At 35.1% G+C, this 18,958-nt stretch carries 21 protein-coding genes; 8 read left to right on the top strand and 13 right to left on the bottom strand.

Translation table 11 applies throughout. The annotated features are described in order from the left end of the window. Positions 1-5: 5 nt before the first annotated feature. Entirely contained in the window at positions 6-419 is a 414-nt protein-coding gene (gene folK / locus BLT04_RS12205) for a 2-amino-4-hydroxy-6-hydroxymethyldihydropteridine diphosphokinase (protein WP_089756429.1), read from the bottom strand. A gap of 19 nt (positions 420-438) precedes the next feature. Here folK and sppA point away from each other — a divergent pair, with 19 nt between their 5' ends. Continuing rightward, positions 439-2,196 carry a signal peptide peptidase SppA gene (sppA, locus tag BLT04_RS12200; protein WP_089756078.1) on the top strand — a complete coding sequence of 586 codons (1,758 nt, stop codon included), beginning with the start codon at positions 439-441 and terminating at the stop codon, positions 2,194-2,196. A gap of 75 nt (positions 2,197-2,271) precedes the next feature. Here the strand turns inward: sppA and BLT04_RS12195 are convergent, their stop codons facing one another. The 6 genes from BLT04_RS12195 to lnt form a co-directional block, all read right to left on the bottom strand. Further along, entirely contained in the window at positions 2,272-2,535 is a 264-nt protein-coding gene (locus BLT04_RS12195) for a GlsB/YeaQ/YmgE family stress response membrane protein (RefSeq protein ID WP_089756077.1), read from the bottom strand. Positions 2,536-2,605: 70 nt separating this feature from the next. Next, complete coding sequence (gene ftsY, locus BLT04_RS12190) at positions 2,606-3,559, bottom strand: signal recognition particle-docking protein FtsY (RefSeq protein WP_089756076.1); 954 nt, start codon at positions 3,557-3,559, stop codon at positions 2,606-2,608. A gap of 110 nt (positions 3,560-3,669) precedes the next feature. Then, complete coding sequence (locus BLT04_RS12185; protein ID WP_002976755.1) at positions 3,670-3,822, bottom strand: DUF4295 domain-containing protein; 153 nt, start codon at positions 3,820-3,822, stop codon at positions 3,670-3,672. A 19-nt stretch (positions 3,823-3,841) separates the two neighbouring features. After that, positions 3,842-4,024, bottom strand: coding sequence for a 50S ribosomal protein L33 (gene rpmG / locus BLT04_RS12180; protein ID WP_027373683.1), 183 nt, complete (start codon positions 4,022-4,024; stop codon positions 3,842-3,844). Between the two features lie 6 nt (positions 4,025-4,030). Further along, the gene (gene rpmB, locus BLT04_RS12175; protein ID WP_002976757.1) at positions 4,031-4,273 is read right to left on the bottom strand and encodes a 50S ribosomal protein L28; all 243 of its coding nucleotides are present in this window, start codon (positions 4,271-4,273) and stop codon (positions 4,031-4,033) included. 340 nt (positions 4,274-4,613) lie between these two features. Further along, the gene (gene lnt / locus BLT04_RS12170; protein ID WP_089756075.1) at positions 4,614-6,254 is read right to left on the bottom strand and encodes an apolipoprotein N-acyltransferase; all 1,641 of its coding nucleotides are present in this window, start codon (positions 6,252-6,254) and stop codon (positions 4,614-4,616) included. 55 nt (positions 6,255-6,309) lie between these two features. Between lnt and BLT04_RS12165 the strand changes: the two genes are divergently transcribed. Further along, a complete protein-coding gene (locus BLT04_RS12165) occupies positions 6,310-6,732 on the top strand; it encodes a VanZ family protein (protein WP_089756074.1) in 423 nt (140 codons plus the stop codon). A 17-nt stretch (positions 6,733-6,749) separates the two neighbouring features. Here BLT04_RS12165 and proC read toward each other — a convergent pair whose 3' ends face one another. From proC to BLT04_RS12145, 4 genes are all read right to left on the bottom strand, one after another. After that, positions 6,750-7,553 carry a pyrroline-5-carboxylate reductase gene (gene proC, locus BLT04_RS12160; protein WP_089756073.1) on the bottom strand — a complete coding sequence of 268 codons (804 nt, stop codon included), beginning with the start codon at positions 7,551-7,553 and terminating at the stop codon, positions 6,750-6,752. 99 nt (positions 7,554-7,652) lie between these two features. Then, positions 7,653-8,672, bottom strand: coding sequence for a UDP-N-acetylmuramate dehydrogenase (gene murB / locus BLT04_RS12155; RefSeq protein WP_089756072.1), 1,020 nt, complete (start codon positions 8,670-8,672; stop codon positions 7,653-7,655). Further along, entirely contained in the window at positions 8,672-9,151 is a 480-nt protein-coding gene (locus tag BLT04_RS12150; protein WP_089756071.1) for a hypothetical protein, read from the bottom strand. The genes murB and BLT04_RS12150 overlap by 1 nt, the downstream gene beginning before the upstream one ends. 16 nt (positions 9,152-9,167) lie before the next feature. Further along, on the bottom strand, positions 9,168-10,373 hold the full coding sequence (locus tag BLT04_RS12145; protein WP_089756070.1) for a pyridoxal phosphate-dependent aminotransferase: 1,206 nt from the start codon (positions 10,371-10,373) through the stop codon (positions 9,168-9,170). Positions 10,374-10,646: 273 nt separating this feature from the next. On the opposite strand from BLT04_RS12145, the gene BLT04_RS12140 reads away from it, so the two are divergent. From BLT04_RS12140 to BLT04_RS12115, 6 genes are all read left to right on the top strand, one after another. Next, complete coding sequence (locus tag BLT04_RS12140; protein ID WP_089756069.1) at positions 10,647-12,434, top strand: T9SS type A sorting domain-containing protein; 1,788 nt, start codon at positions 10,647-10,649, stop codon at positions 12,432-12,434. Between the two features lie 130 nt (positions 12,435-12,564). Continuing rightward, entirely contained in the window at positions 12,565-13,020 is a 456-nt protein-coding gene (locus tag BLT04_RS12135) for a DUF1801 domain-containing protein (RefSeq protein ID WP_089756068.1), read from the top strand. After that, positions 12,998-13,657 (top strand): YiiX/YebB-like N1pC/P60 family cysteine hydrolase, encoded by a 660-nt coding sequence (locus tag BLT04_RS12130; RefSeq protein ID WP_089756067.1) that lies wholly within the window; start codon positions 12,998-13,000, stop codon positions 13,655-13,657. The genes BLT04_RS12135 and BLT04_RS12130 overlap by 23 nt, the downstream gene beginning before the upstream one ends. Positions 13,658-13,916: 259 nt before the next feature. Next, on the top strand, positions 13,917-14,228 hold the full coding sequence (locus BLT04_RS12125) for an NIL domain-containing protein (protein ID WP_089756066.1): 312 nt from the start codon (positions 13,917-13,919) through the stop codon (positions 14,226-14,228). A gap of 113 nt (positions 14,229-14,341) precedes the next feature. Then, the gene (locus tag BLT04_RS12120; protein WP_089756065.1) at positions 14,342-14,896 is read left to right on the top strand and encodes a LemA family protein; all 555 of its coding nucleotides are present in this window, start codon (positions 14,342-14,344) and stop codon (positions 14,894-14,896) included. 3 nt (positions 14,897-14,899) lie between these two features. Continuing rightward, positions 14,900-16,816, top strand: a complete 1,917-nt coding sequence (locus BLT04_RS12115) for a DUF2207 domain-containing protein (RefSeq protein WP_089756064.1) — start codon at positions 14,900-14,902, stop codon at positions 16,814-16,816. Between the two features lie 100 nt (positions 16,817-16,916). Here BLT04_RS12115 and murA read toward each other — a convergent pair whose 3' ends face one another. Both murA and BLT04_RS12105 read right to left on the bottom strand, forming a co-directional pair. Beyond that, on the bottom strand, positions 16,917-18,224 hold the full coding sequence (gene murA, locus BLT04_RS12110; RefSeq protein WP_089756063.1) for a UDP-N-acetylglucosamine 1-carboxyvinyltransferase: 1,308 nt from the start codon (positions 18,222-18,224) through the stop codon (positions 16,917-16,919). Positions 18,225-18,226: 2 nt separating this feature from the next. Next, complete coding sequence (locus tag BLT04_RS12105; RefSeq protein ID WP_089756062.1) at positions 18,227-18,901, bottom strand: DUF4290 domain-containing protein; 675 nt, start codon at positions 18,899-18,901, stop codon at positions 18,227-18,229. Positions 18,902-18,958: the final 57 nt, after the last annotated feature.

Raw genomic sequence — 18,958 nt, 5'->3', positions numbered from 1 at the left:
TTATTTTATAAATTTTTTAATAATATCTTAGAAAATTCCCTTTCAAAAAGATGTTTTTTATGAGGGATTTCTAACCTTTCTGATGTGAACCTAATTTCATTATACTTAATGATATCTATATCTATTATTCTATCAGTATAGCCTCCGGATATTTTTGAATCATTAAATCTTCCCATCTCAATTTCAATACTTTTAACAAAATCAAGCAGTTGAATTGGTGAAAGATCTGTAAATATTATTGTTGCAATATTACAAAAAATATTGGAACTGACAAACTCTACCGGTTCGGATATTAAAAATTCACTAATTTTTAATATTTCTATTCCCTTTTCTCTGATCTTTTCAAGGGCTGTCTCCAAATTTTTTTTTTGATCTCCCAGATTACTTCCGAGTAACAAAACCACTTTATGTTGCGACATATTAGAAAATGATTGATTTATGAAAAGTTTTTTTAAAAACGTCCTGGCAAATATAGTTGCTATTGTCATATTATGTGCCGTATTTTTCTTCTTTTTTATCATGTTGCTCGTGTTTAGCTCGATGAGCAGCGATAAAACGGTCACTGTAAAAAAGAATTCTGTATTAACTATAAATTTAAAGACAAACATTATAGACAGCCCTACTGAGGAGCAAACCGGATTATTTAATGTAAGTAATCAAAAGAAAAATATTCTTATATATGATGCTATTGAAGCAATATATAAAGCAAAAGATGATGATAACATAAAAGGGATAAGTATCGAAGCTGATGTCCTGAATGCGGGAATTACACAAATTGACGATTTGCGAAACGCAATCCAGGATTTCAAAAAAAGCGGAAAATTTGTTTATGCGTATGGAAATGGAGTTTCCCAATCCGCTTATTATTTGGGATCTGTCGCGGATCAGTATTACTTAAATCCATCAGGAATGATCGAGTTGAAGGGGCTTGCTACTGAAGTTACTTTCTTTAAAGATTTTGCTGAAAAATATGGTATCGGGATCGAGGTTATCCGTCACGGAAAATTTAAATCTGCAGTCGAGCCTTTTATCAGAAACGATATTTCACCTGAAAATAAAGAGCAATTGGGTACTTTATTAAATGATATCTGGAAAAATACTTCAACGAAAATTGCTGCATCAAGAAAAATAGATACGGCACAGTTCAGAACCGTTGTAGATAGTCTATACGGGATGATTCCTGAGTTGGGATTAAAATATAAACTGGCGGATAAATTAATCCAGAAAACCGAATATGATGAAATTATTAAATCTAAATTAAGCTTAAAAGAAAAAGATAAATTAAACAAAATATCATTAAGCAGCTACATCAGCTCTTATGCTGAAGGCGAAAAATCCGGAGATAGAGTAGCGGTATTATATGCTTCGGGCTCTATTAATAATGGTGATAATTACAATGATATCAATTCTGAAACTTATATTAAATATATCAAAGATCTCCAAAAAGATGATAAGGTAAAAGCGGTCGTTTTCAGGATTAATTCACCAGGAGGAAGTGCCAATGCGTCTGATGAAATTTTATTTGAACTTCAGCAACTGAAAAAAACAAAACCACTTGTTGTTTCTTTCGGGGATTATGCGGCTTCAGGAGGGTATTATATTGCGATGGCAGCAGATAAAATTTATTCTGAACCGAATACATTAACCGGCTCGATCGGAGTTTTTGGAGTGATTCCTTATTATAAAGATATTGCAAATAAAAACGGGATTCGTTCAGATATTGTTTCTACAAATGCCAATTCTCAATATTATTCTGCTCTGAATGGTGTTACTCCTTATGGGGTAAATTTAATTACAAAAAGCGTAGAAGGAACATACAAAAGATTTGTACATTTTGTGACACAAAACAGGAAAAAAACTTTTGAGCAGATCGATAATATCGGTGGCGGAAGAGTCTGGAGCGGGGTAAGAGCCAAGCAAATCGGTTTGGTGGATGAGCTGGGAACGTTGAATGACGCTGTAAAATATGCTGCTCAAAAAGCCAGCTTAAAATCTTATCATGTCGCTTCTTATCCAAAAAGCATGTCTCCGTTTGAGCAGATTTTCAAAGATTTTAATGAAGATGATATTTCTGCAAGAGTGATTAAAAATAAAATTGGAAATGCAAATTATGAGATATTACAGCAGGTGATAGAAAAAAGAAAGCTGCAATCTGAGGTTAAAATGGAAATGCCTTATCAAATTAAGATAAACTAAACTAAATTATATTGTACACAGAAACGGCGGATTTGAATTTCAAATCCGCCGTTTTATTTTTTTTATGTAAATATTTTAGCTGCTTCTTTTCGTTGCCATTCCATAAATCCAGAGTACGATTAAAGCCCCTCCAATTGCCAGAATCCAGCTTCTAGGATTCCAGAAAGACGTTACATCACCCCAATGAAGAACGTAAACTCCAATTGCACCACCTATAAAAGCTCCCACAATTCCTAAGATAATTGTGATAAGCCAGCCTCCTCCCTGAGTTCCCGGCATGATCAGTTTTGCAATTGCACCCGCAATAAGACCGAATAAAATCCATGTTATAAATCCCATAGTTCAAATTTTTAATTGTTAATATTTTAATGAATTTGTTTTTATTAATATAGGGAAAACATGATAAAAATCATCTTTTCTTGAAGAATGAGTCAACAAATTCCGTACCATTAAACAATTGCAGGTCCTGCATCTTTTCACCGACACCAATATATTTTACGGGAATTTGGAACTGATCGGAAATGCCTATTACAACGCCTCCTTTTGCTGTTCCGTCAAGTTTTGTTACTGCTAATGCATTTACTTCTGTTGCGGCTGTAAACTGTTTTGCCTGCTCAAAAGCGTTTTGTCCTGTAGAACCGTCAAGCACCAATAAAATCTCGTGAGGCGCATCAGGAATTACCTTTTGCATTACTCTTTTAATTTTTGAAAGCTCGTTCATCAGGTTAATTTTATTATGAAGCCTTCCGGCTGTATCAATGATGACAACATCCGCTCCCTGCGCTTTTGCACTTTGAACAGTATCAAAGGCAACGGACGCCGGATCAGAGCCCATATCCTGCTTTACAATAGGAACGCCGACTCTTTCACTCCAGATCGTTAATTGATCGACAGCAGCAGCTCTAAAGGTGTCTGCAGCTCCCAAAACAACTTTTTTACCTTCTGATTTAAACTGATGGGCAAGTTTTCCGATTGTTGTAGTTTTTCCTACACCGTTTACGCCCACAACCATGATGACGTAAGGTTTTTTGGATTCATCTATATTTCCGGTTCCTGCATGAGGGTTTTCAAGCAATAAACCTGAAATCTCGTCACGAAGAATTTGATCTAATTCGCCTACACTTACATATTTATCTCTTGCAACACGCTCTTCAATTCTTTCTATAATTTTGATGGTTGTAGATGCGCCGACATCGGATGCGATCAGTATTTCTTCCAGATTATCCAGTACTTCATCATCTACTTTGCTTTTGCCGACTACGGCTTTAGTCATTTTTTCAAAAAAACCTTGACTGGATTTTTCTAGTCCTTTATCTAAAGTTTCTTTTTCTTCTTTTTTGAAAATGTTTTTAAACCAACTCATATTAGAATTTAGATTTGATATAAGATGTTGTGTGTCTCTCTTTATAACAAAGATAACAAAAAAACTACCCAAAAGATGAGTAGTTTTTTATATTGTAAATAAAGTGGAGATTATTTTTTCAAATAACCGTCAACTTCGTCTGCATTCATTACTTTTTCTTCGAAAACGTAAGCTCCTGATTTAGAAGACTTCACCATTTTCACAACTTTAGTCATTTTTTTTGACTGTCCGCTTTGTAGGGTTGCTACTACTTTCTTTGCCATGGTAAATTATATTTATAAATTACTTGATTTCTTTGTGAAGGGTAGATCTTTTAAGAACCGGATTGTATTTTTTCAATTCCAATCTTTCTGTAGTGTTCTTTTTATTTTTTGTAGAAATGTATCTTGACATTCCTGGCATACCGCTTTCTTTGTGCTCTGTACATTCAAGGATTACTTGAACTCTGTTTCCTTTTTTTGCCATGATTTATTAATTCTTTTTAATCAATCCGTTTCTAGTCGCTCTTTCAATAGCTTCCTCGATTCCAATCTTGTTAATCACTCTCAATCCATGAGCTGATACTTTCAGTGTTACGTGCTTATCTTGCTCCGGAAGGTAAAACTTCTTCTCCAATAAGTTAATTTCAAAACGACGCTTCGTTTTGTTATTAGCGTGAGAAACGTTGTTACCAACCATTGCACGCTTTCCTGTTATTTGGCAAATTCTTGACATATCTCGATGTTCTTATTTGTATAATATTTGAGAGTGCAAAATAACGAAGAATTTTTTAGATAGACAAATCTTTTAGAAAATATTTATAAATAACTTGCTGATTAATACGATTGATTTAAGTTGAAAATTCAATGACTTATAAATAGCTATGTTTTCAAATCTCAACAAAAAGATTTAGAATTATAAATTTTAAAATTGAAAAAAAATACAGTGCTTAATATCAATAGGAGCGGGCTTTAGCCCGTTTAAATAATTTAAAATGTTCAATAGGCTTTAGCCAAAACTTAAATAAATTAACTGCAAAAGCTTTATGTTTATTTATGGGGAATATTTTAAAATCCTAAGCTTTTTTCTTTTGAATCCTATTCTGAAATCTTTTAATTAAAAAATAAAACAATAAAAATCCCAATGCAAAAATCGAAAATCTTGATAATAAATCGCCCGCTCTTGTATAAAAAGTCTGCTGGTCATAAAGATTCACTTTTGCGAATAAAGTGGTTTTATCTTCATAAAAAGTATCGGCTGTAACTTCTCCTTTTGCATCAATATGTGCGGAAATCCCGCTGTTTGCGGCGCGTACGATTTCTCTTCTTGTTTCGATCGCTCTTAATTTTGCATAAGAAAGAAGCTGCTTGTGCCCTTCTGTAACGCCCCACCACGAGTCATTCGTCATAATTCCTAAGAAATTGGCTCCTTTTTTTACATAATCACCCACAAATTCGCCATAAATGCTTTCATAGCAAATAATTGGAGCAATTTTGCCTTTATTATAAGGATTGGAAAAGGCAACTCTTTCTTTGTCAGTTCCTAAGGAAGCAACTGTTCCACCTAAATTTAACATCGCATTGCCTAAAAGTGGCTTTAAAACATTCATATAAGGGAAAATTTCAACTCCAGGAACCAATTTTCCTTTATGGTAAACTTCTACTTTTTTGTTCGGAACAATTTGAATCGCAGAGTTAAAACTTTCAACCCAAAGTCCCTGATTCAGTTGATATGCTTCTACAGGTAAATTTTTATTGGTTGTAAAAAAACGGTGTGAGGAAATTCCGGTATTAAAAACAGAACCCGGATGTTTTGATAAAAATCCTTTAATATTGTTTAAAAGATAGCTTTTCTCGAAAGCCGTCTCGGAAATAGAGCCTCTTCCGGGAAGCGCTGTTTCGGGGGCAATGTAATAATCTATTTTTCCTTTTGAATTTTTTTCAGCTAAATCTAAAAGATCAGTTAAAATCGTTAAGCTGTCTTTTGAATATTTTTCACCATAAGGATCAAGATCCGGCTGTAGCATTAAAACATTCACCTGTCCGATCGGTTTTTCATTAAAATTATTATATTTAACGAACGAAATAATCATCGGAAGAATAATCAAAGCAGTAACAATTGAAGTGTTTTTAATTAAATCTTTTCTTTTTCTGCCTGCTTCCCAGGTTCTTACCGTATAAAATATCAGTACATTAATCACTAAGATCCAGAAGCTTCCGCCTGTTGCGCCCAAGGTATCGTACCACTGAACGAATTTCGGATATTCTGAAAAAACATTTCCTAAATTCAGCCAGGGCCATGTCAGCTCCCAAGACATATGGAATTTTTCAAAGCTCATCCAGATGGCAATCAAAAATCCCAGTCCCCAATACGTTCCCTGTGCATTTTTGTACCAATGATAGCATTGAAAAACCAGAGAATATAAAAAAGAATTTACCAAAACCGGAAATACAACCGCCATCATAGAATGGCTTCCGTCGGGATTTTTGGAGCCATAAAGCCAGCCTGTCGTTACAATATTCCAGATTACAAAACATAAGTAGGATAGTCCGAAAACCACCCAGCTTTTCCTGTTATAACCGGAAAATTTTGAGACTCCGTGCTCCATCATTAAAAGCGGAACAAGGGCAAAAAATATAAAAAACGGGACACCATAAGTCGGCCACGATATGGATAAAAGCATCGCTGAAATGAGCGTAAGTAAAACGTACTTCATTAAATTTATTTAACACACAAATTTAATGTTTTTGAAATGAATAAATTTGCAATCGATGTTAAAGAAATTTTATAAAATTATTATCATTCCCTATACTCTGTTTTTGCTTTACCTGATGTTTTTGGGAATGGGCAGGTTCCAGTACGAAGATAATTTGTTGAGAATAAAGCCGATTATTTCAACCATAGACTTTATTAAGGATACGATCTCGTTAAAAGTTATTCTCATTATTGTGTTAGGTAATATTGTAATGTTTATACCTTTTGGGTTTCTTGGTTGGATTTTTCCGAGGTTTAAAGACTTAAAAACATTAATTTTTGCTTTTATTCCGGCAATCACGATTGTTGAGACGCTTCAGTATTTTACGAGAATGGGAATTTTTGAAGTGGATGATATTCTGATGAATACTTTTGGGGTGTTTTTAGGTTTTTTGATTAAAGGAATTATTGAAAAACGATTTGTAAGCTGGATTGTTTAAATGGTTTATCTCTAATTTTATCCATTCAATTCCTTAGCGCGTTTCTCTGCATTCAGAATTCCGGCTTTTAAAATATCTTTAAGGTTATTTTCCTCAAAACTCCTTAAAGCGGCTTCTGTAGTTCCGCCTTTTGAAGCTACATCCTGAATTAATTCCTCCAGATTTTTATCGGAATTATTAATTAAATGATAAGCGCCAAGCATGGTCTGCTCTACAAAAAGTTTTGACAGGTTTTCGTCAATTCCCATTTCTGTTCCTGCTTTTATCATGGCGTCAACGATGTAATAAAAATAAGCCGGTCCGCTTCCGGAAAGGGCTGTGACGCCGTCCAGTAATTCTTCGTTTTCCAGATAAACCGATCTTCCCGTTGAGTTTAATAATCTTTCAATATTAATTAACTGGCTGAAAGAAATTCCTTGCGCAGAAGTATAACCTGTAATACCCATTCCGAGAAGAGTTGGAGAGTTTGGCATTGCTCTTACGACAAGCGGATGGTTTAGTAGATTTTGAATTTTTTTGATTTTAATTCCCGCCATAATTGACAAAATCATTTGATTTTCTTTAAGCTTAAACTGAAAATTTTCAGCAACATTTTTAAAATCCTGTGGTTTTACGGAAATGATAATTAAATCCGCATCCAATTCTTTAACATCATTAAAGATCGAGATCTTAGATTTCGGAAATTCTTCTGATATTTTAAAAATTTTAGATTCGTTTCTTGTGATTAAATGGAGGTTTTCAGGTTTTATCAGTTCATATTTCAAAAATGATTTTGAAAAGGATAAGCCCATATTTCCTGCTCCGAGAATAGCGATTTTCATATTTGTGTGTTATTTTATTTTGCTTTTTTATGATGTTATCTGTAATGTGACGATTATAGTAACCTTGTCAAAGTTTTAAACTTTGACAAGGTTGATTGCTTAAATAATATTAACCTCTCTTTCCAGTTCAATTCCAAATTTTTCCTTCACCGAATTAATAATTTCCGTCGAAAAATCAAAAATTTCCTTTCCCGTGGCTTCTCCGGTTGCATTTATAATAACTAAAGATTGTAATTGGTGTGAAGCTACGTTTCCAATTTGTTTTCCTTTCCAGCCGCATTGTTCAATCAGCCAGCCCGCCGGGACTTTTACAAAATCTCCATTCGGATAGCCTTGAATATTTTCAAATTTTTGTTTTAAATTTTCAAACTGGCTTAAAGGAATTGTCGGATTTTTAAAGAAGCTTCCTGCATTTCCGATTTGCTTCGGATCGGGTAATTTGCTTTGTCTGATATTGATGACAGCTTTGGAAACATCCTGAATAGTAGGATTTTTAATGCTTAAATTTTCCAATTCTGTCCGAATAGCTCCGTATTCAGTTTTAATTCTGTGATTCTTTTTTGACAGTTTAAATGAAACTTCCAAAATCACATATTTACCTTTTCCTTCCTGCTTAAAAATAGAATCTCTATATCCGAATTTACACTGCTCAAGATTGAAAGTTTCAACTTCCAGCGTTTTAAGATTCAACACTTTACATTCAACAAAAACGTCTTTGATTTCGGTTCCGTAGGCACCGATATTCTGCATTGGTGATGTTCCTACGTTTCCGGGAATTAATGAAAGATTTTCGAGTCCGCCAAAGTTTTTATTTAAACAATACATCACAAGCTCATGCCAGTTTTCTCCGGCTTTTGCAGTGACCAAAACTTCATTTTCGGAAATATTTTCTTCTGAAATCCCTTTTAAATTAAGTTTAATAACCAATCCTTCGAAATCCTGAGTAAACAATACATTGCTTCCGCCTCCAAGAAAAAGGAGTTTAAGATTTTGAGACCTTGAAAATTTGAGGGCTTCTTTTAATTCTTCAACATTATTTATTTCTGCGAAATATTTTGCTTTTGCGCTTACACCGAAAGTGTTGTAGTGTTTTAGGGAAAAATTTTCTTGCATCGTGATTATTTTCCTTTGGGAAGGATAATTTCTAGTTGATTTTTAAGTTCCTGAAATTGTTTATAATGAATAGTATCAATATAAGAATTTACATAAACGTGAGATTTTTTCGGAGTTCTGATCTGGAAGGTTTCATCAATTCCGTCTACGGATTGTTTGCTGGGCGAGCTTTTGATCTTGTCTAAAGTTCGGACATCAATGGTTGAAGAGATGTTTTTCCAGATTTGAGGAGTGATTGCGGAATGCCATTCTTTGTGAATTTTATTGTTTGCAACGCCTTGCTCCAGATGAATGGAATCTTTTGTGACTTTAACAATTTTATAATCTCCTAAAGTTCCGCCAACATCTGAGTAGCCGATAAAAGTAATCTCATTTGGGTTTTTGGGAGAATTTTTTTCGTCCTGTTTATTATTACAGGAAAAAAAAATCAGCAATAAAAGTATTGGGGAGAAAATTTTCAAACCAAGATTTTTTATTGCTGACATTATAGTAAAGTTTTAATTAAAGGCTGAATTCCAATTTATATTTTTCAAGGGCATCTTTTAAAATGGCTGCACTTTTCCTTAAGTCTTCTTCTTTTAAAACGTATGCGATTCTTACTTGTTTTTTTCCTAATTCAGGATCGCTGTAGAATCCGCCTGCAGGGGCAACCATAATCGTTTCGTTGTGGAAAGAATATTTCTCCAGCAGCCATTGGGCGAATTTTTCTGTATCGTCAACCGGAAGTTCGGCAACACAGTAGAAAGCTCCTTTTGGTTTTGGGCAAATTACCCCCGGAATAGCGTTCAGTAAATCAACCAAAACGTTTCTTCTGTGCGTATATTCTTCTCTTACAGCTCTTATATATGCGCCGTCATTTTGATGAGCGGCAGTTGCAGCAATTTGTCCTAAAAGAACCGGGCTCAATCTTGCCTGTGCAAAAAGCATCGCTGCATCATGGATTTTTTTAGAACGGGTGATCAAACAGCCGATTCTTACACCACACATTGAGTAACGTTTTGATTCTGAATCGATAATGATGCAGTTTTCACTTAATTCAGGGAAAGCAAGCATAGAAACCTGCTGTTTTCCGTCGTACACATATTCTCTGTAAACTTCATCTGAAATGATTACGATATCATACTTAACAGCAATTTCAGCTAATTTTTGAAGTTCATCACGAGTGTAAAGATAACCTGTCGGATTTCCCGGATTACAAATGATAATTGCTCTCGTTTTATCTGTGATTTTTTTCTCAAATTCTTCAATCGGAGGAAGTGCAAAACCGGTATCAATCGTTGACGGAATTGCCACCACATTTACATTAAATGTACTTGTAAAACCATTGTAATTGGCGTAATAAGGCTCAGGAATGATAACTTCATCACCATCATCGCACAAAGTAGAGATGGCGAAGTTCAACGCTTCAGAACCTCCGTTAGTCACAATGAAATTATCCGGCGTTAGATCTGTGAAATCCAGCGAGTGATAATATTCTGTAAGTGCTTTTCTGTATTCGATGTTACCTTCAGAAAGAGCGTATTCCAATACTTTTAAATCAATATTTTTTAAAGCATTAAGAGCCGTTTCCGGGGTTTCAATATCTGGTTGCCCGATATTGAGGTGATATACTTTTATTCCTTTTTGTTTTGCTTTAAGGGCAAAAGGAACCAGTTTTCTTACCGGCGAAGGCGGCATATGTTGTGCTCTGTTTGAAATTTTCGGCATTGTTCAAAAAAATTTGTATGGCAAAAATAAGATTTAATTTCTCAATAATAAAATTGTTTCAAAATATAACTTAAATGATGATTTTGTGTAAATATTTGATTTTTAACATCAATTTTAATGTATTTTATCTCCATGATTGTTGTTTTTGTTATCGTGATTTGATTTTTGTTTTGAATTATTATTGATATTTAATTAAAATAGCATGGTAAATTTTTAAAATAACTTTTTTTATATTGTTTTTTTTATAAATTTACAGCGATAATACTAAGTAATATGAAAATAAATCGATTTTTTGGAGTCTTAAATTTGATGGCTCTTTTTTCTGCTTCTGCAGTAATGGCACAAAACTTTCAAACGATGCCAATTTCTAGTGGTTATTCAGCGGATGTTATTGCAAACGGGGTTGGCTCTTCTACCGTTTCCACTACTATTGATGTAGATGGGGTTAATTTTGCTTTTGTAGCGAGAGATTTTCAGCTGACACCAACAAGCCCGGTGATAACTTATGGTATTCCTGTAGATGGAATTATTAATTCTGTGGTTGCAGGTACTCCGGGACTGAGCTATCAGATGGGAAATTTGTCGGGTAATAATTCTTTAAGGCTTGCCAATGCAGGTGAAACCGGAACGCTTACTTTTGCAACCCCTAAAGCTGCTTTTAAGCTGTATATGCTGTCAACGAGCGGCAGTGGAACGTCCAATGTTGATGTTGTGGTAAATTTTACGGACAATACCACTCAGACTTTTTCTAATATTGGCCTTACCGACTGGTATAATGGTTCAAACTACGCTATTCAGGGTATCGGAAGAATCAGCAGACTGACGGACGTTTTAGAGTCAAGTACAACGAATCCCAGACTTTACCAGGCTTTATTGACGATTGATGCCGCAAATCAGACAAAACCTATCCAAAGTGTAACGGTAACGAAAGTGGGAACAACAACCGGAGTTTCTAATATTTTTGCTTTTTCTGCGGATGCTTATACAGATTGTTCGGCTCCGACTTTACAGCCTGTAGGAACACTTTCTGCAAATTCTGCTCAGGTATCATGGACGGTTCCCGCAACAACGCAAGCTGCGAGCTATGATATTTATTACAGCACGACAAATACAGCACCAAATAGCGCAACAACGCCAAGCATTCCGAACGTAAGCGGAACTTCTTATACGATTGGAGGTTTAAATCCGACAACAACTTACTATTATTGGGTAAGAACAAATTGTAGCGGATCTACAAGCCAAAGCGTTTGGTCATTCTCAGGGACATTTACTACTTTATGTGGAGCTGTAGTTCCTGCTTATACCAATACATTTAGCCCTTTCCCTGGCGGATGCTGGAATTTGAGTCTTTCAGGTGGTACACCTTCAACAGGGCCAACCGGGACAAGCGCATATTGGATACAGGATGGGTTCTTAAATAATACAACTACAGGTGCTGCAAGATTTAATCTTTATTCAACAAACAGAACCGGATGGATGAAAACCACGCCGTTTAACCTTTCTGCGGGAGGCTACAGAGTGAAATTCGATTATGGAGTAACTGCATATACAGGAACAGCTGCTTCGGCAATGGGTTCTGATGATATTGTACAGTTTCTGGTTTCCAATGACGGTGGAAGTACATGGAATGTTCTTCAGACATGGACTGCAGCTGAGGCGCCTTCAAACACTTCAACAACTTATACTTACGATTTAGTAGGGTATAACAGCGCAAATACTGTTTTTGCGATGTACGCAAGTGATGGCCCGGTAGATGATCCTCAGGATTATAACTTCTATGTCGATAATTTTACTGTAGAATCTACTCCGCTGGCTACTTCTGAAGTGAATGCCAAGAAAAAAGTAGCGGTTCATCCGAATCCTTTCAAAGATGTTTTATACATTTCTGATGATAAAGATCTGAAATCTGTAACGGTAACTGATGTATCCGGAAGAGTGGTAACTACCATTGATAAACCTAGTAAAGAGCTTAACTTAAGCACACTTAAAACAGGATTATATTTAGTAACAGTTACTTTTAAAGACGGTTCACAATCGGTTGTGAAAGCGATCAAGCAATAACACGTATATATAATTATAATTAATCCGGCAGCTATACTTTTTGTATAGCTGCTTTTTTATAATAATCAAAAAAATATATGGAGGATCAACATAATTTTTGTTATTTTGAAATTTCCAAAATTAAAGTACAATGCAAATTCCCGCAGTTTCCATAGAAGATTATATTTCTAAGATTCCTGAAGAAAGACAGGAGATCTTCAAAAAGATATTTGATACCATTAATGATAATTTGCCAAAAGGATTTACCAATAATATCAGCTACGGAATGGTTGGCTGGGCGGTGCCTTTAGAAACTTATCCTGCAGGTTATCATTGCACGCCGGGAAGTCCGCTTCCGTTTATGTCATTGGCTTCACAGAAGAATTTTATTGCATTTTATCACATGGGAATGTATGCCAAGCCGGAACTTTTAAACTGGTTCACAGAAGAATTTCCAAAGCATTCAAAAAGAAAGCTGGATATGGGAAAATCCTGCGTCCGTTTCAAAAAAATGGATGATATTCCGTTAGAATTAATAGCAGAATTAAGCAAAAAAATGACTGTTGAAGATTGGATTAATACCTATGAATCAAATTTTAAAAAATAATTTTTTCCTGAAAATAATTGCGCTTATTTTCCTTTTAAGTTTAATTTTACATTGTAAAAATGCGCAAACTTCAGGATTAAAAAACGGTGATTTACTTTTTGTCACCGCAAAACCAACCGGACTTTCAGGAGCGATCAATAATGTAACGCAAAAGCAAAAAAACGCTTCCTTTGATCATATCGGAATTTTAGAAAAAGATGGAAATCAGTTTTTTGTTCTTCATGCTGCTCCAAAAGGAGGTTCTCAGAAGCAAAATGTAAAAGATTTTCTTAAAGATCAGACTAATGACGGACAAACTGTTATTGTCTATCGATTAAAACCTCAATTTCAGAGCACAATTCCTTCCGCGATTGAAAAAGCCCATTCAATGTTGGGAAAACCATACAATTTCAATTATATTTTGGATGAAAATTCGTATTACTGCTCAGATTTTATTGAAAGAGCATTCAGGAAAAATCATATTTTCAAGTTGGAGCCGATGACTTTCATCGATCCGAAAACCGGAAAAACCAATGAATTCTGGCAGGAATTTTATCAAAAGAAAAATCTCAAGGTTCCGGAAGGTGAATTAGGCTGTAATCCCAACGGATTGGCTGCTTCGGATAAACTGGAAAGAATTAAAATAATTAGGAATTAGGAATTAGGAATTAGTTTGAAAATAAACGTCAATATATTCATGACAATACATATCAATAGGAACGGGCTAAAGCCCGTTTTTTCTTTTTTATAACAAAAGGCTTTAGCCGAAACTTAAAAAATAAATAAAGAAAAGTGTTAAAATTAAAAATTATTAGTCTACTAATTTGGTAGAGTAATAATTTTTTATATTTTTGTCAAAGATTTAAACAAATGAGATGAATTAAATCAAGAAAAGTCTAACCAAAAAATACTTCGTTATGATTACACCAAGTCCAAGTTTGCAGGTTTTACAGAACACGGTCGGCCTGCCCAAAAAAGAATTGTTGCTGGAAATAGAATTGAATGGGAAAATGAAATTTGAACATTTGATGAATACCATTTACAATCAATTCGGGATCTGTCACAGGGTGTTATCGGCTAACGTAGAGTATGTTAACGGACGTAGTTTTGGTTCGGTACAATTGCATATTACAGTTACTTCAGAAGATTACCAGGAGCTTGAGTTTTATCTGAATAGAAATAAACTTTTAAATACCACCGTGGAATATGTCTGCAGGAAGTATTTTTAAGGGGAGGTTCATATAGTTTTAATTACGAAAGTGTTCAGTTTACTGAGCGCTTTTTTTTATTGTAAATTATCAATAAAAAGGTTTATTTTTAAGCTAAATTAAAATCAAAACCTATGATCGCTCTAATTATTGTAATTGCTTTAGCTGTCCTGTTTCTTCTGTACGGAGTTTCCATTTACAACCGTCTCGTAAAATTGAAAAATCTCGTTCAGGAAGCGTGGAGCAGTATTGATGTCATGCTTAAAAAACGTCACGACCTTATCCCGAATCTGGTAGAAACGGTAAAAGGCTATGCAACTCACGAAAGAGAAACGCTGGACAGTGTCACAAGAGCCAGGAATCAGGCTGTAGGAGCCAATTCTGTAGAATCAAAAGAAGCTGCAGAGAAAAACCTTAATCAGGCAATGATGAATTTATTTGCTGTGGCTGAACAGTATCCTGATTTGAAAGCTAATGCCAATTTTCAGCAATTACAGTCTGAGCTGACTTCCATAGAAAACGATATCGAAAAATCAAGAAGATATTATAACGGAACCGTTCGTGAAAATAATACATTGGTAGAATCTTTTCCTAGTAATATAATCGCTAATATGTACAAATTTGAGAAATCTCCGTTTTTTGAATTGGATAATATTGCCGAGAGAGAAGTTCCAACCGTAAAATTTTAAAGAATGAAAAGGTTTTTATTGCTTTTTTATCTGCTGTTTTTTACGCTGGCTTTTTCGCAGGAAAATGACAGCATAGAAGATCGTAAATCGGGAATTGAACGAATTACCTCTTTTCATTCTGATATCAATGTTGATAAAAAATCTGCGTTGACGATTACGGAAAATATCAATGTTCATAGTCTTGGAATCAACATCAAAAGAGGAATTTATCGTGCTCTACCTTTATCCAGAAACTTAAATAACAAAACTCAGAAAGTAAAATATGACATTATCTCCGTAAAAAGAGACGGAGCAGAGGAAGATTATCATGAAGAAACTGAAGACGGTTATCTCAAAATCTATGTTGGAAATAAAGATGTAATCTTAAGTCCAGGCGATTATCAATATGAAATAAAATATAAAACAGAAAACCAAATCGGATTCTTCAATACATATGACGAAATCTATTGGAACGTCAACGGAACGGTTTGGGATTTTGCAATCGACACCATTTCTGCAAAAGTCACACTTCCAGAAGGAGCAAAAATTCTTCAAAATTCATGTTATACAGGTTCTTACGGGAATAATTCCCAAAATTGCAGCGCTACAGTTTTATCAGATAATTCAATGGAATGGTCTGCGGCAAACTTAGGACCGAATGAAGGATTAACCATTGCGGCAGGCTTTCAGAAAGGGATTATGATTCCGCCACCGCCGCCCAGTTTTCTTGAAAAATTTGGACTTTTAATAGCAGCAATTCTTATATTTTTAGGATTAATTCTTTATTATTATTCAACATGGAGCAAATATGGCGTTGATCCTGAAAAACCGACGGTTTATCCTCAATTCAATGTTCCGGAAAATCTTTCACCGTCTTCATTGGGATATTTGCAGGATGAAAGTTTTAAAAATAAATTTTTAACGGCGGCGATCGTGAATCTTGCTGTAAAAGGATATTTAAAAATAATTGAAGGGGAGGATTCCGGGATTTTAGGTTTTTTCAGTACAAAAACATTTACGTTAAATAAATTGAAAGAGCCGGACGAGTCCTTGCCAAAGGAAGAAATTAATTTAATGAATACACTTTTCACAGGGAATGATAGTATAAAATTCGACGGAAAATATAACTCAAAAATTGAAACGGTAGTCAATAATTTCAAAGCAACCTTACAATTCCAGCATGATAAATTTTTAAATGAAGGAAATAATTTTTCAAAAGTTGTTGTGCCGATTTTAATAATGACGTTTGTTTATGCTTTAGGTTTATTTATAAGTTATAAAATAGATCCTGAACCGGAAAAAATGGCTGGCGGAATTGCTATTTACGTAATCTCTTTAATATTATTTTTTGTCATATCATTTTTGTCAAACAGAGTTTCATGGAAAATTTTAATTCCTGTTCCGGTTTTTGTTCTTATTGGATTGATAGGATTCATTAAGGTCGGAAATAGTGGAGGTGAGCTTATTAATTTTAGTGTTTGTTACTTCTTTATCGTTTTAGGATTTACTTCTTTGATGATTTATCAATATTTAATTAAAAGGCCGTCAGAAGAAAAATTAAGGAAAAAATCTTTAATTGAAGGTTTTAAAATGTACATGGGCGCCGCCGAAAACGAGCAGTTGAAATTTCACAATCCTCCTCAGATGACGCCACAGGTTTTCGAAACTTTGTTGCCTTTTGCAATGGTTTTGGGGGTAGATGATATTTGGGGGCAGAAATTTGAAACGATGATAAAAAATATGGCGAACGGAACGCAATATGTCCACTCGTGGTACATCGGAAGCTCTATTAATCATTTAAGCTTTGGAAATACCCTGAATTCAAGTCTTACCAATTCCATAAGATCTGCATCTACGCAACCGTCAAGCTCAAGCAGCGGCTCCGGTGGTGGTGGATTCTCCGGCGGAGGTGGCGGAGGCGGTGGAGGCGGAGGCTGGTAATCCGGACTTCTCAAAATAAAAAGCGTTCAAAATCTGAACGCTTTTACTTTATAATACAGGCTAAAACTAATATCTGAATTCTAACCTCTAATTTCTTATCTTAAATTCTTTCAATATCAGCTCCGATTGCTTTTAATCTTCCGTCAATATTTTCATACCCTCTGTCGATTTGCTCAATATTGTGGATAATTGATTTTCCTTCTGCAGAAAGTGCCGCAATAAGAAGTGCGTTTCCGGCTCTGATGTCAGGAGAAACCATTGTTGTTCCTCTCAACGGAGCTTCTTGATTTAAACCAATCACAGTCGCTCTGTGCGGATCACACAAAATAATCTGAGCGCCCATATCGATCAGTTTATCAACGAAGAATAATCTTGATTCAAACATTTTCTGATGAACCAGAAGACTTCCTTTTGCCTGAGTGGCCACCACTAAAATAATAGACAGCAAATCCGGAGTAAATCCCGGCCAGGGCGCATCGGAAATCGTTAAAATCGAACCGTCAATGAATTTCTGAATTCTATAATTTTCCTGAGCAGGAATATAAATATCATCATTGCTTTGCTCAAGCTCGATTCCTAATTTTCTGAATGTATTTGGGATAACGCCAAGTTGATTCCAGTTTACATTTTTGATGGTGATCTCAGATTTTGTCATGGCTGCAAGACCGATCCACGACCCGATTTCTACCATGTCAGGAAGCATCGTATGTTCAGTTCCGTGAAGGTGGCTTACCCCTTCAATAGTTACTAAATTGGAGCCGATTCCTGAAATGTTGGCACCCATTCTGTTCAGCATCTTACAAAGTTGCTGTAAGTAAGGTTCGCAAGCGGCGTTGTAAATTCTTGTTTTTCCTTTTGCTAAAGTTGCCGCCATGATGATGTTGGCTGTTCCTGTAACGGAAGCTTCTTCCAGTAAAATAAATTTACCGTTAAGTTCTTTAGCTTTTAATGAATAAAAGAATTCGTCTTCATCATAATGAAACTCAGCGCCAAGTTCTACAAGCCCTTGAAAGTGAGTGTCTAATCTTCTTCTTCCGATCTTGTCGCCACCCGGAGTCGGCATATACGCTTCACCGTATCTTGCCAACATCGGACCCATCAACATGATAGACCCACGAAGCTTTGCTCCGTCTTTTTTGAATTCGTTTGATTTTATATAATCAAAATTGACTTTATCAGCCTTGAAAGTATAATCACCATGACCATTTTTGGTAACCTTTACACCAAAATCACCTAAGATTTCGATCAGTCTGTTAACATCATGGATATCGGGGATATTTTTAATTCTAACTTCTTCGTCTGTCAACAACACAGCACATAAAATCTGTAGAGCTTCATTTTTTGCTCCTTGTGGAGTGATTTCACCTTGCAGTCTTTTTCCTCCTCTTATTTGAAATGTTCCACTCATTTTTACTTTCTGTTTTTATGATTATTGTTGTTGTTATTGTGTCTCCTTTTATTAGACGGGTTATTATTTCTGTTACTGTTGTTGTTATTCCTACCGTTATTGTTGTTATTTCTGTTGCTGTTGGTAGAATAATAGATCTTGCTTTTTTCGAGAGATTCTATTCCTGTAAGATCCAGTCTGTTTTCGGATAGCTCTTTCAAATGGCGGAAGATCACATCATCCGTTACGTGCTCTTTATTATAAACATTATAAGATTTCTTCATATTATTGGCAATTACCTCGATCAGGGCTTCTTTTTCGTCGCCGGGCTCAAGTTCTATTGCTTTTTCTATTAATTGAAGAATACTTTTTCCGTAAAATTTAAAATCACCCTGAAGTTTAGGGTATTCCATTGTTTTAGGTTTTTCTGCCAGCTGTTCTCTGGTAGGAAAAGGGTATGGTGAATCTACATCGAGATCATAATTAGCCAAAATAAAAAGATGATCCCAAAGTTTATGCTTATAATTTTCTTCATCACGAAGCTGCGGGTTTCTCTGACCCATAAAATCGATAATTGCCATTGCCATTTCGCTTCTTTCATTTCTGTCAGAAGTCTCTTTGCAACGCTCAACCAACTGTTGAATTATTCTGCCGTATTCCGGCATATGAAGCTGAGGTTTTTGGGTATTGTATTCCATAGTATGCAAATATATGGATTAATGGAAAAATTGTACCGAAAATGTGAAAAGTTTATG

The sequence above is a fragment of the Chryseobacterium soldanellicola genome (genome assembly GCF_900100115.1).
Classification (GTDB): domain Bacteria; phylum Bacteroidota; class Bacteroidia; order Flavobacteriales; family Weeksellaceae; genus Chryseobacterium; species Chryseobacterium soldanellicola.
The sequence above is the reverse complement of the archived record's forward strand: the minus strand, read 5'-3'. Positions and strand labels throughout refer to the sequence as shown.

What these genes read in the sequence shown, in the direction of transcription:
- BLT04_RS12150 (WP_089756071.1), bottom strand. Translation starts at nt 9,151, where the DNA reads ATGTCAGCAATAAAAAATCTTGGTTTGAAAATTTTCTCCCCAATACTT.
- proC (WP_089756073.1), bottom strand. Translation starts at nt 7,553, where the DNA reads ATGAAAATCGCTATTCTCGGAGCAGGAAATATGGGCTTATCCTTTTCA.
- BLT04_RS12105 (WP_089756062.1), bottom strand. Translation starts at nt 18,901, where the DNA reads ATGGAATACAATACCCAAAAACCTCAGCTTCATATGCCGGAATACGGC.
- ftsY (WP_089756076.1), bottom strand. Translation starts at nt 3,559, where the DNA reads ATGAGTTGGTTTAAAAACATTTTCAAAAAAGAAGAAAAAGAAACTTTA.
- BLT04_RS12165 (WP_089756074.1), top strand. Translation starts at nt 6,310, where the DNA reads ATGTTAAAGAAATTTTATAAAATTATTATCATTCCCTATACTCTGTTT.
- BLT04_RS12125 (WP_089756066.1), top strand. Translation starts at nt 13,917, where the DNA reads ATGATTACACCAAGTCCAAGTTTGCAGGTTTTACAGAACACGGTCGGC.
- BLT04_RS12120 (WP_089756065.1), top strand. Translation starts at nt 14,342, where the DNA reads ATGATCGCTCTAATTATTGTAATTGCTTTAGCTGTCCTGTTTCTTCTG.
- BLT04_RS12115 (WP_089756064.1), top strand. Translation starts at nt 14,900, where the DNA reads ATGAAAAGGTTTTTATTGCTTTTTTATCTGCTGTTTTTTACGCTGGCT.
- BLT04_RS12130 (WP_089756067.1), top strand. Translation starts at nt 12,998, where the DNA reads ATGAATCAAATTTTAAAAAATAATTTTTTCCTGAAAATAATTGCGCTT.
- rpmG (WP_027373683.1), bottom strand. Translation starts at nt 4,024, where the DNA reads ATGGCAAAAAAAGGAAACAGAGTTCAAGTAATCCTTGAATGTACAGAG.
- lnt (WP_089756075.1), bottom strand. Translation starts at nt 6,254, where the DNA reads ATGAAGTACGTTTTACTTACGCTCATTTCAGCGATGCTTTTATCCATA.
- BLT04_RS12135 (WP_089756068.1), top strand. Translation starts at nt 12,565, where the DNA reads ATGCAAATTCCCGCAGTTTCCATAGAAGATTATATTTCTAAGATTCCT.
- BLT04_RS12195 (WP_089756077.1), bottom strand. Translation starts at nt 2,535, where the DNA reads ATGGGATTTATAACATGGATTTTATTCGGTCTTATTGCGGGTGCAATT.
- rpmB (WP_002976757.1), bottom strand. Translation starts at nt 4,273, where the DNA reads ATGTCAAGAATTTGCCAAATAACAGGAAAGCGTGCAATGGTTGGTAAC.
- BLT04_RS12185 (WP_002976755.1), bottom strand. Translation starts at nt 3,822, where the DNA reads ATGGCAAAGAAAGTAGTAGCAACCCTACAAAGCGGACAGTCAAAAAAA.
- murA (WP_089756063.1), bottom strand. Translation starts at nt 18,224, where the DNA reads ATGAGTGGAACATTTCAAATAAGAGGAGGAAAAAGACTGCAAGGTGAA.
- BLT04_RS12140 (WP_089756069.1), top strand. Translation starts at nt 10,647, where the DNA reads ATGAAAATAAATCGATTTTTTGGAGTCTTAAATTTGATGGCTCTTTTT.
- folK (WP_089756429.1), bottom strand. Translation starts at nt 419, where the DNA reads ATGTCGCAACATAAAGTGGTTTTGTTACTCGGAAGTAATCTGGGAGAT.
- BLT04_RS12145 (WP_089756070.1), bottom strand. Translation starts at nt 10,373, where the DNA reads ATGCCGAAAATTTCAAACAGAGCACAACATATGCCGCCTTCGCCGGTA.
- sppA (WP_089756078.1), top strand. Translation starts at nt 439, where the DNA reads ATGAAAAGTTTTTTTAAAAACGTCCTGGCAAATATAGTTGCTATTGTC.